Source organism: Phytopseudomonas dryadis, assembly GCF_004327355.1.
GTDB lineage: Bacteria > Pseudomonadota > Gammaproteobacteria > Pseudomonadales > Pseudomonadaceae > Aquipseudomonas > Aquipseudomonas dryadis.
Genome location: NZ_QJUM01000028.1, coordinates 64,340 through 75,165, shown reverse-complemented (window position 1 = coordinate 75,165; position 10,826 = coordinate 64,340). Strand labels below are relative to the sequence as shown.

Sequence of the window (10,826 nt, the reverse complement as noted above, 5' to 3'; positions counted from 1 at the left end):
CACCACCACCACGTCGTAGGTGTCGGCGCTCATCGAAACCTGTTCATTCATTACAGTGCCCACTCGCTCAGGCCTTGGTAGCCTCGTTGCCCGTATTAGCTGCAGTGGCTGTGCCAATACTCAAATAATTGTTGATTTGATTTAATAGACCACATTATTCAGTCATATCCAGCCAATATATTCCTCAGCCAGGTCGAGGCCTGCCTACTCGGTCGGCTTGCCGTCCAGATGGAATCTGGCCTGGATGCATTGCCGTGGTCGCGCGGTGCATGGATCGAGGAATGTGAGGCAGGGATTGGCCAATCGGTCAATATTGTCGCCGACAAGCTGGTTGCTGGATCGGTCCTGCCGCTGAGCCCTGCTACTGCGCCACATGATGGTGCAAGCAGTGCTACCTTTTCACCCATGAGACCGGTCGCACTCAGTCACGCGATGCTCTGCCGGCTGCAGGCCTGATGCCTGTCAGTTAAGCGTTTGGCCCACAAAACGGCAGCTTGCCCTGGTGCTGTAGGAACCGCGACCCCGTCGGATTCCACTGGATGGCCACCCTCGCATCGCGCCGAGGTCGACGCTCCTACACGGGCGGCGGTTTGCCGCTCTTCTGCTCCTACAAAAACCTTATCTGATCGGCATTGGGCTGTAGGCCCGCCTTTCCAGCCGATAACGCCCCAACCTTGCCTCGATACCAGCGCTCGAACCCGCGCAGCAGATACGAAAAAGCCCCGCATAGGCGGGGCTTCAGGCATTCTGGGCAGGATATCAGGCGGTGGCGCGATAACCGTTTTCCAGGTTACGCCGTGCCCACATCATCTTGGCCGCGGTCGGGTTGATCGGCGCACCGGTGAAGGTCGGCAGGCTGCGGTCGATCCATTGGGCGCCCTGCCCCTTCCAGTTGATCTCGCCGCTGACCAGTTTGTGGTCACGCATGATCTCATGCAGCAGGGCCTTCACCCGTTTCTCGCACACCACGGTCTGCCGATCGATGGCCTTGGAAAACACCGCTTCACCGTCCTTGCTCAGGGTCATGAGCAGCATGCCGTCAGGACGCTTCCTGAAATCGACATCGTGGCCCGGCAGGTTTTCGATCAGCTGTTCAATGGCGTATTGCATGACGCATACCTCAGGTGAGTTCCTTGTACACCGAAGGTTGCAGAGCGCGTGCCAGGTTCTTAATAATCGTAAGTCACTGATATTAAATGATTTTACTGAATCAAAACAACGGAAACCTGTGCATCGTGCACGGTCGCTCAATTTATGACCGTGCGATTTGCAATGCCGCACGGACAGGCGCCAGAGCCCTGTCCGTGCCCGTAACCGCTCAGGTCTGCTCTCTGGCGCGGCGGCGCATCATCGCCAGCGAGCCGCGGTACAGGACCACGACCTCGTCCAGGGTCTCGCGTATGTAGCCACAGACCGCACGCTGGCTTCTGACGCTGGGCAACGGCGCCTGCTGGTGCTCCAGCAACCTCAGCAACTGCTGTAATTTCTCCAGCCGCAGCTCGGCATCGGCCTGGAACAGGCACCTGTCGGCGGACGCCCGGGAGGTGGGGAAACGAATGATTTCAGGACGGCTATCAGGCATGACGAACCTCCGTGAACAGGGGAATCGCCAGCGTTTGCGGCCCAGGGCGGAGCCCTTGGGTAAAAGGGGGATAGTGCATTTTCCTTATGCTCCTCGAACGGATTAAGGAATCGCCAACCACCGTTTCGACTCGGTTTGGGTGGCGAACCGTACGGGGGTCGAAATACCGGCGTCCGAGGGAACCGGCCAGGCCGAGGCCTGCCCCGCACGGCCCGCCATAGATGCACAAAAACAACGGGCACGAAAAAAGCGCCTGCTGCTTTAGGCTATGGCGCTGTCGCGCCTCAGACAACACACGGGTTTCGACTCCCGGCCACGGGATTGACCGTGACGGGCGGACTTTAGCGCGGCTGACGAACAGGGGGCAAGCGAGCGTGGCAGGTCCTGGCTAACGAACCGCGACAGCGCGCGCACCGAAGCCCCAGCCCAGTTGCATGCCCGCGGCAGCGATCAGAATGGCGGCCACGCCCAGCCATTGCAGCAGCTCGAGGCGATGCCCGAAGGCGAACCAGTCGACCAGGATCGCCGCGATGGGATAGATGAAACTCAGCGCCCCGGTCAGCGCGGTCGGCAGTTTCTGGATGGCGCCGTAGAGCAGCACGTACATCAACCCCGTATGCACGATGCCCAGGGTCAGCAAGGTGCCCCAGCTGCCCGAGCCTTGCGGCAGCGTCGACAGATTCGCCAGCGGCGCCAGCAGCAACATGCCGGTGGCGACCTGGATCAGCGCGATCAGATGGGGCGGTACCCCGCTCAGGCGCTTGATGATCAGCGCCGCCAGGGCATACAGCAACGCCGCCCCGAGGGCCAGACCGATGCCCTGCAGGTAATGCCCACCGCCCTCTTCCTGGCTGCCATGGGCGCTGACGATAGCCAGCATGCCGACGAAGGAAACCGCCAGCCAGCCCAGCTTGCGCGCGGTGATCCTTTCGCCGAGGAAGAGTGCCGCCAGCGCGACCAGGATGAAGGGCTGGACATTGTAGACCGCCGTGCCGATGGCGATGGAGGCCCGCGAATACGAGGCGAACAGCAGCACCCAGTTGGCGACTATCGCCACGCCACTGAGGATCGCCAGCAGCAATGACGCCCCGCTCAACAGGCCTGGGCGCAGCAAGCCCATCAGGGCACAGACCAGCAACAGCGTGGCGGTGCCGAATACGCAGCGCCAGAACACCACATCCAGTACCGGCTGACCGGAGAGCATGACCAGCCAGCCGATGGTGCCGGAAATCAGCATGGCGGCGACCATTTCCAGCGAACCGCGGCGTATCGTTTTGTCCATGACGGGCTCCTTGCGACGAGCGCCCATTATGGCAAGCGCGGCGCCAGCGCCTCCATGGCCAGGACAAGGCAAAAAGCGCGATATACCTTTACTATCAAGGCACTTGGCGGATGATTCCTAAGGAAACGAAATGATCGATGAAATCGACCAGATATTGATAGCGGCACTGATGGAAGACTCGCGGCGCTCGCTCAAGGCGCTGGCGCAGATCAGCGGCCTGTCGTCACCCAGCGTGGCGCAGCGGCTGCGCAAGCTGGAGGAACGCGCGGTGCTCACGGGCTACACCATCGAGGTGGACCCCAGGGCCTTCGGCTACCAGTTCCAGGCCATCGTGCGCATCCGCCCGCTGCCGGGCAAGCTGCACGAGGTGGAGCGCCGGATCCAGGCCATCGCCCAGTTCACCGAGTGCGACAAGGTCACCGGCGAGGACTGCTTCATCGCCCGCCTGCACGTGCGTTCCATGGATCAGCTCGACAGCCTGCTCGACGAGCTGAACACCTGTGCCGAAACCAACACGGCGATCATCAAGAAGAACCCGGTCAAACGGCGGCTACCGCCGATGAGCTGATGCCGCCGCAGGCCCGGCGCCACGGCTGAACAGCGCACTGCCGATGGCACGCGCGGCCTCCAGGTGCACATCCGGGTTCTGCGTCTCCGATTCCAGCAGCAGTTCGGAAGACAGTACCCGCGCCCCGCAGTAATCGAAGATGCCATGCTCGATCTGCACCTGCATGGCATGGCCGTAGCCATGCCGCGCGTAGGTGCCGGCGTCGGCGCCGCCGACCCCGAGCAGGTGCACCTGCAGATGCCCGAGCTTCTTGACCAGCGCCGCCTGCGGACTGAAATCGAAGGCCCAGCCATTGCTGAACACGCGGTCGATCCAGCCCTTGAGCAGAGCCGGCATCGACCACCAGTAAACCGGGTAGACCAGCACCAGGGCGTCGGCCCGTTCGATCCTCGCCTGCTCGGCCGCCACATCGGCGGGCGGTGGCGCTTCACCACGGTGGACCGCATGGTCGGCCAGGCCGAAGCGGGGGTCGAAGCCCTCGGCGGCGATATCGGCCAGTTCGACACTGTGGCCGGGCTCGCCCAGGGCCACCCCCTCGGCGAGCCGGGCGGCAATGCTGTGCGTGAGCGAGCGGGGATCGTGATGGGCGACGACGACAAGCGCGTGCATGGCGGGACTCCTGCGTAACGGCGGTTTGCCCTGGCTCTTCCGTAGGAGGCGCGCCCCCGCGGCGGTCAGTGGCCATACGGCGATTTTTGCAGGATCGCCAATCGCATCGCGCCGAGGTCGACGCTCCTACACGAGGGCGCCGGTTTGCCGCTCTTGCGTAGGCGCCCCTGCTCTTGCATGAAAACCACTTCAAGTAACTTACCTTTAGTAAGTTATCCCGACAGCCAGGGAAAAACAAGCGGGAACCACAGGGCCGCGCCATCAGCTGTCGAAAGGAGCGGGCCAGCAGCCACTGGACGAGCTTGGCGGCCGATCCGCACACAGGACGATGCAGGCGCGATGGTGGCAACCCATCAACTGCCGATGGGTTGCCACCCATCCTACAATTCCAATATGAATCAATTGGTCATCTGACATCAGGCCGTAGGATGGGTGCTAACCCATCGATTTGCGATGGGTCATCACCTGCGAACAACGCACGCTCCACAGGCCCGTCAGAACCTGGGCTTCATCACCTTCCAGTCCGGGTCGTACTTCTGCATCTGGATCACGTCGTTACGCTGGCGGATGCCGCAGCTCAGGTACTGCTCGTTGAGCCTGGCCAGTTGCTGGTAATCCAGCTCCAGGCCCAGCCCCGGGGCATCGGTCAGGGCCACGCAGCCATCGACGATCGGCAGCTTGCCGCCCTTGATGACTTCCTCGTCCGGCTCCTGCCAGGGGTAGTGGGTGTCGCAGGCGTAGGACAGGTTCGGCACCGCGGCGGCGACATGGGTCATGGCCATGAGGCTGATGCCCAGGTGCGAGTTGGAGTGCATCGACACGCCAAGGCCGAAGGTGTCGCACATGCGCGCCAGGATCTGCGTATCACGCAGCCCGCCCCAGTAATGGTGATCGGCGAGCACGATCTGCACGCTGTTCAGGGCCACGCTGCGACGGAACTCGTCGAAGTCGGTGACCACCATATTGGTCGCCAATGCAATGCCCGTGCGCCGGTGGACCTCGGCCATGCCGTCCAGGCCCGGGCACGGGTCTTCGTAATACTGCAGGTCGTCGCCCATCAGTTCGGCCATGCGCAGCGAGGTCGCCACCGACCAGTTGCCGTTCGGGTCGATGCGCAGCGGCGCGTGCGGGAAGGCCTGGCGCAGCGCCTTGATACAGGCCACCTCATGCTCGGGGCCGAGCAGGGTACCGGCCTTGAGTTTGATACTCTGGAAGCCGTATTCGTCGATCATCGTCCGCGCCTGGGCGACGATCTGCTCGGGGCTGATGCCCTCCCCCCAGCGATCCGGCGCATAGGGCGAGTCGACGTGCTCGGCGTACTTGAAGAACAGGTAGGCACTGAACGGCACTGACTGACGTACCGCGCCGCCCAGCAGGTCGACCAGCGGCATGCCCAGCGCGCGCGCCTGCAGATCGAGAAAGGCGACCTCGAAGGCCGAGTAGGCGTTCGCCACCTGCTTGCTCGGGTGCGAGCCCGGCGCCAGCTCGGCGCCACCGTTGCAGCCCGGTTGCAGGGTGGCGACGGTGTTGGCCACCCGGGCGCGCAAGCCGTTGAGGTCGAACGGGTCGAGACCGACCAGGCTCTCCCGCATGGCCTGCAGCACGCTCAGCACCGGCGCATCGCCATAGCTTTCACCCAGGCCGAGGTAGCCGTTGTCGCTCTCGACCTCGATGATCGAGCGCAGCGCATAGGGTTCGTGGATACCGCTGGCGTTGAGCAGCGGCGCATCGCGAAACGCGATCGGCGTCACGCGAACCTGTTTGATCTTCATGATGACACTCCAGAATTGACCGATTTTTCCCACCCGCCCGACGCTGCGGCAGCGCGCCGGCGGGTTGCGGCATTCAGGCCGGCGACACCGCCGGCGTGGCCTTGGCCGGCTTGCCCCTGCCGCTGTCCGCCCCTTTGCTGGTCTTGGTCAGGAACACCAGGATGCCGGCGATCAGGGACACCACGGCCAGGCCGATCAGGCCGCCCTCGATGGAGCCGGTGTGCTCTTCGAGGTAACCGAAGCGACGAAGCCATCTAGGGTCTGTTGACGTTTCAGCGCAAGCCGCGTTGCTGCGCAAAATCTCGCCAGGCCGGGCGGCGATCCGCTAGGCGGAGGACGCCGGGAATGGCGTTCCCTTGCCAAGTCCTCCAACAACGCATGGCGAGATTTTTCGCGCAACCCGCAGGGCCGGGCCCGTTTTGCCGCGAATGCTGCGTTTCTCGACGCTCGTTTGGAACACCAAACTTCGCGTCTCGTGCCTTGCCTCGCGGCAAAACGGGCTCCGGCGCGGTCGTGCTGAAACGTCAACAGACCCTAAGCTGCCCACCGAGTTGATCAGGGCGATCACCGCCGCGGCGATGCGGGCGTCCAGGTAGGCCTGGGGAATCGGCCAGAACAGCGACGAGGCCGCCTTGAAGCCGATGGCGGCGAAGCAGATCGCCACGAAGGCGAAGATCGGCCCGCCGGTGGTCGACATGAACAGGCCGAACGCGGCGATGACGAAGGCCGCCGAGGCCCAGGCCTGCTGCCACTTGAAGCGCGCCGCCAGGCTGGCGAAGGCATACATGGCCGCCACCGAGATGATCCAGGGGATGGAGTTGAACAGGCCGATCTGGAAGTCGCCCAGGCCGCCCATGGACTTGATGATGCTGGGCAGCCAGAAGGTGCAGCCGTAGATGGTCAGCGAGATCGAGAAGTACAGGAAGCAGAACAGCATGATCTGCGGATCGCGCAGCAGGCGCAGCGCCGAGTGCCTGGCCACACCGGCGTCGCCCGCGGCCAGTTCGCGCTGCCGCTGTTCCTCGTCGATGCAGTCGGTCAGCGCCTGGCGTTCCTCGCGGCTCAGCCACCTGGCGTCCCTGGGCAGCGAGTCCAGCCAGAACCAGACGAAGCCGCACAGCACCACGGAGAACATGCCTTCGATCAAGAACATCCACTGCCAGCCGTGCATGCCCAGCCCTTCGATGTTCAGCAGCGCGCCGGACAAGGGGCCGGAAATGATCGAGGCGATGGCCGAGCCACTGAGGAAGATGGCCATGGCCTTGCCCCGCTCGCCGGCTGGCAGCCACTTGGTGAAGTAATACACCACCCCCGGGAAGAAGCCCGCCTCGGCCACCCCGAGCAGGAAGCGCAGGATGTAGAACCAGGTTTCGTTGGGCACGAAGGCCATCGCCGTGGCGACGATGCCCCAGGTGAGCATGATGCGCGTCAGCCAGATCTTCGCGCCGTAGCGCTGCAGGAGGATGTTGGACGGCACCTCGAACAAGGCGTAACCGATGAAGAACAGGCCGGCGCCCAGGCCGTAGGCGGCGGCGCCGATGCCCAGATCGGTTTCCAGGTGGCCGCGCACGAAGCCGATATTGACGCGGTCGATGTAGTTGACGATGAACATCACCACGAACAGCGGCAGGACATGGCGTTTCACTTTCGAGACCGCGCGGGCGACAACCTGCGGGTCGGCTGAACTCTGGACGTTATTCACGTAGGGCGACTCCCGATCATTGTTTTTGTGGGATACGCCGATCATGTACGCGGGTATTGATCCCGTCTAATCTAGATTGGTATTTGATTGATACCAGGATTAGATCAATGTTCGAGCTCGCTCAACTGCGCTGCTTCACCACCGTGGCCACCGAACTCAACTTTCGCCGCGCTGCCGAACGGCTGAACATGACCCAGCCACCGCTGAGCCGGCAGATCCAGCTGCTCGAGCACAGCCTCGGCGTCGAGCTGTTTACCCGCAGCACGCGCAGCGTCGCGCTCACCGCCGCTGGCCGGGCGTTTTTCATCGAAGCCCAGCACTTGCTGGAACGCGCCCATCAGGCAGCCGCCTCGGCACGGCGCTTCGCGGCAGGCGATATCGGTTCGGTGAGCATCAGCTTCGTCGGCAGCGCGGTGTATGAGTTCCTGCCCCGAGTGATCGCCGAGGCGCGGCTCAATCAGCCCCAGGTGAAAATCGCCCTGAGCGAGATGAACACCCACCAGCAGCACGAAGCACTACGCACCCGTCGTATCGACCTGGGCATCGTGCGCCAGCCATTGCTGCAGGCGGGTTACGAAAACGAGTGCCTGGTGCGCGAGCCCTTCGTCCTGGCGCTGCCCAGCCATCACCCACTGGCCAGCGCGGCCACGGTGCGCGTGGAGGATCTGGATGGCGCGCCCTTCCTGATGTACTCGCACTCGGCCTACCCGCCGTTCAACGAACTGCTGACCGGCATGTTCCGCTCGGCCCGGGTGGCGCCGGAATACGTGCAGTGGCTGGGCTCGTCGCTGACCATCCTGGCCCTGGTCAACGCCGGCATGGGCCTGGCCCTGGTGCCGCGTTGCGCCACCAACGTGGTGTTCAGGGACGTGACCTTCCGCGACATCGACCTGGGCGCAGGCGTGCAAAGCGAACTGCACCTGGTCTGGCGCACCGACAACGACAACCCGGCCTGCCGGATGCTGCTGGAAGCTATCCGCACGGCGGTGGCGGCCGAGCACCCGTGAAGGCGGCGGGGCTTCGCCGCGGTTCGTCACACTGCCAGCCCCCCTTGAGCGGATCGGCGAACTCGCCGGGGTCAGGTGAAGCGCTGGCAAGCCGCTGGACTGCGCGTTGGCGCCACAAGCCCCGCCGCTAGGGAGCTGCGGACGCGCGCGCCTCGGCCTTGACGAAATCGACGAAGGCCCGGAGCGGCGACGGCATGTGCCGGCGCCCGTGGTAGTAGAGATAGGGCCCGTCGAAGGCCTGCCACCAGTCTTCGAGTATGGGCAGCAGGCGGCCGTCGGCGAGCGGCTCGCGGATGAAATCCTCGAAGGTATAGACGATGCCGAGGCCGTTGATGGCGGCGCTGGTCTTGAGATCCTGCGAGGAGGTGAGCAGTTGCCCGCGTGGCGGGATGCGCAGCGTCCGACCGTCCTTCTCGAACTCGAAGATGCTCACCTTGCCGCTCTCGAAACGATGACCGAGCAGTTGGTGATCGGTCAGCTCCGAGGGGTGCCGGGGCGTGCCGTGGGCCGCCAGGTAGGCGGGCGAAGCGGCGGCGACGAAGCGTTGCCGGCGCGGGCCGATGGGCACCGCGATCATGTCCTTGGCCAGGCTTTCCTCGTAGCGCACGCCGGCATCGTAGCCGGCGGCGATGACATCGATGAAGGTGTTCTCCATCACCACCTCGACATTGACCCCGGGATAGAGCCTGAGAAAGCGGCTCAGCAGATCGGGCAGCAGGTAGCGCGCCACCGGCACCGGCACGTTCAGCTTCAAGGTGCCCACCGGGCGCTGGGCCTCGTCGTCCAGGTCGTTGAAGGCGGCCTCGATCGCTTCCAGCGCCGGGCGCAGGCGTTCGAGCAGGCGTTCCCCTGCCGCGGTCGGCGTGACGCTGCGGGTGGTGCGGTTGAGCAGGCGCAGGCCCACATCGCTTTCCAGGCGGCGCAGGCAGTCGCTCAGCGACGACGCCGACATGCCGCGCTTCTGCGCGGCGGCACGGAACCCTCCGGCCTCGACCACAGCGGCGAAAAGCGCGACATCGCTCAGGTTGGGCTGGCGCATGGGACGTCCTCCGGTTCTGCGCACACTGTACGAGTGATCGTACAGCCCGTCCATATCCACCCGGATTATCCAGAAACCACCGTACGGTGATAATCACCCCTCGCCCCAGCGCTCGGCCAGAGCCTGGGTCCTCCCGTCAAACGAGGATGAGGAAACCACCATGTACGACAAAACCACCGCAGTCGCAGCGGGCGATGCCAGCCCCGCCCGCCAGCTGATGAAAATGACCAGGACCCTGGTCGCCGGCGTCGCGCTGGCGGGCGCCTTCACGGTCGAGGCCGCCAACCGGGTGCCGCCGAAACCGGACTGGAGCGCCAACGACATACCGTCGCAGCAGGGTCGCATCGTGCTGATCACCGGCGGCACCAGCGGCATGGGCTACGAAGATGCCCTGGCCCTGTCCCGGGCCGGCGCCGAGGTCATCATCGCGGCGCGCAATGCCGAACGCGGGCAGGAAACCATTGCCCGCATACGCCAGGAAGTGGCGGACGCGAAGGTGCAGTTCGAAGCCGTGGACCTGGCCAGCCTGGCCTCGGTGCGCAGCCTGGCCGAGCGCCTCAATGAGCGCCTGCCGCGGCTCGACGTGCTGATCAACAACGCGGCGATCATGGCGCCGCCGCAACGCGGTACCTCCGTCGACGGCTTCGAGTTGCAGCTGGCGACCAACTACCTCGGCCCCTTCGCCCTGACCGGCCTGCTCATCCCCCTGCTGCGCGCGAGCGAGGACGCCCGCGTGGTCAACCTGTCGAGCATCGCCGCCGCCCGCGGCCGGCTGAACTTCGAGGACCTGCAGGCCGAACGGCACTACGACCCCTACGCCACCTATGCGCAATCCAAGCTGGCCGTGCTCACCTGGTCCTTCGCCCTGCAGCAGCGCAGCGATAGCGCCGGCTGGGGTATCCGCAGCATCGCCGCGCATCCGGGGGTCGCCGTCACCGAGCTGATCGCCCGCGGCCCCGGCCTGGACAGCCCATTCGGCGCGCAGTGGGCCGAGGGCCGCGAGCAATACCACTCCGCCGCGCAAGGCGCGCTGCCCACCCTGTACGCCGCCACCGCCGCCGAAGCGCTCGGCGGCGCCTATTACGGGCCGGTCGGCGAGGAGGAAAGGCGCGGGCCGCTGGGCTTTGCCAGAACGCCGGAAGCCGCCGCCCGGCAGGCGGATGCCGAGCGCCTGTGGCAACTGTCGGAACGCCTCACCGAGGTGACCTACCCCTGAACGCCATGGGCACGGGTCATTGTCCGCCCGTGCCCTGCCCCGCCGCGAC

Annotated in this window: 11 protein-coding genes and 1 pseudogene; 3 read left to right on the top strand and 9 right to left on the bottom strand. The window is 64.9% G+C overall.

Annotation, left to right across the window (positions count from 1 at the left end):
* Positions 1-759: 759 nt before the first annotated feature.
* The 4 genes and pseudogenes from DNK34_RS20505 to DNK34_RS20495 all read right to left on the bottom strand — a co-directional run bounded on the left by DNK34_RS20505 (position 760) and on the right by DNK34_RS20495 (position 2,864).
* Positions 760-1,110: a hypothetical protein gene (locus DNK34_RS20505; protein WP_131177105.1), complete on the bottom strand. Its 351-nt coding sequence runs from the start codon at positions 1,108-1,110 to the stop codon at positions 760-762.
* A 208-nt stretch (positions 1,111-1,318) separates the two neighbouring features.
* On the bottom strand, positions 1,319-1,582 hold the full coding sequence (locus DNK34_RS20500; RefSeq protein WP_131177104.1) for a hypothetical protein: 264 nt from the start codon (positions 1,580-1,582) through the stop codon (positions 1,319-1,321).
* 102 nt (positions 1,583-1,684) lie between these two features.
* Positions 1,685-1,813: pseudogene (locus DNK34_RS26000) on the bottom strand (hypothetical protein); the annotation flags it as partial.
* Positions 1,814-1,970: 157 nt separating this feature from the next.
* Positions 1,971-2,864 (bottom strand): DMT family transporter, encoded by an 894-nt coding sequence (locus tag DNK34_RS20495; RefSeq protein ID WP_131177103.1) that lies wholly within the window; start codon positions 2,862-2,864, stop codon positions 1,971-1,973.
* Between the two features lie 130 nt (positions 2,865-2,994).
* Here DNK34_RS20495 and DNK34_RS20490 point away from each other — a divergent pair, with 130 nt between their 5' ends.
* A complete protein-coding gene (locus DNK34_RS20490) occupies positions 2,995-3,432 on the top strand; it encodes an Lrp/AsnC family transcriptional regulator (RefSeq protein WP_131177102.1) in 438 nt (145 codons plus the stop codon).
* On the opposite strand, the gene DNK34_RS20485 is transcribed toward DNK34_RS20490, so the two are convergent.
* The 4 genes from DNK34_RS20485 to DNK34_RS20470 form a co-directional block, all read right to left on the bottom strand.
* Entirely contained in the window at positions 3,415-4,041 is a 627-nt protein-coding gene (locus tag DNK34_RS20485; RefSeq protein WP_131177101.1) for an NAD(P)H-dependent oxidoreductase, read from the bottom strand. The genes DNK34_RS20490 and DNK34_RS20485 overlap by 18 nt on opposite strands.
* A gap of 494 nt (positions 4,042-4,535) precedes the next feature.
* The gene (locus DNK34_RS20480; RefSeq protein ID WP_131177100.1) at positions 4,536-5,813 is read right to left on the bottom strand and encodes a glucarate dehydratase family protein; all 1,278 of its coding nucleotides are present in this window, start codon (positions 5,811-5,813) and stop codon (positions 4,536-4,538) included.
* A 73-nt stretch (positions 5,814-5,886) separates the two neighbouring features.
* Positions 5,887-6,111 carry a hypothetical protein gene (locus DNK34_RS20475; protein WP_242675370.1) on the bottom strand — a complete coding sequence of 75 codons (225 nt, stop codon included), beginning with the start codon at positions 6,109-6,111 and terminating at the stop codon, positions 5,887-5,889.
* 27 nt (positions 6,112-6,138) lie between these two features.
* A complete protein-coding gene (locus DNK34_RS20470; protein WP_242675369.1) occupies positions 6,139-7,515 on the bottom strand; it encodes an MFS transporter in 1,377 nt (458 codons plus the stop codon).
* Positions 7,516-7,622: 107 nt separating this feature from the next.
* Here DNK34_RS20470 and DNK34_RS20465 point away from each other — a divergent pair, with 107 nt between their 5' ends.
* Positions 7,623-8,522 carry a LysR family transcriptional regulator gene (locus tag DNK34_RS20465; RefSeq protein WP_131177099.1) on the top strand — a complete coding sequence of 300 codons (900 nt, stop codon included), beginning with the start codon at positions 7,623-7,625 and terminating at the stop codon, positions 8,520-8,522.
* Between the two features lie 127 nt (positions 8,523-8,649).
* Here the strand turns inward: DNK34_RS20465 and DNK34_RS20460 are convergent, their stop codons facing one another.
* A complete protein-coding gene (locus DNK34_RS20460) occupies positions 8,650-9,561 on the bottom strand; it encodes a LysR family transcriptional regulator (RefSeq protein WP_131177098.1) in 912 nt (303 codons plus the stop codon).
* Between the two features lie 160 nt (positions 9,562-9,721).
* Here DNK34_RS20460 and DNK34_RS20455 point away from each other — a divergent pair, with 160 nt between their 5' ends.
* Entirely contained in the window at positions 9,722-10,777 is a 1,056-nt protein-coding gene (locus DNK34_RS20455; RefSeq protein ID WP_131177097.1) for an SDR family oxidoreductase, read from the top strand.
* Positions 10,778-10,826: the final 49 nt, after the last annotated feature.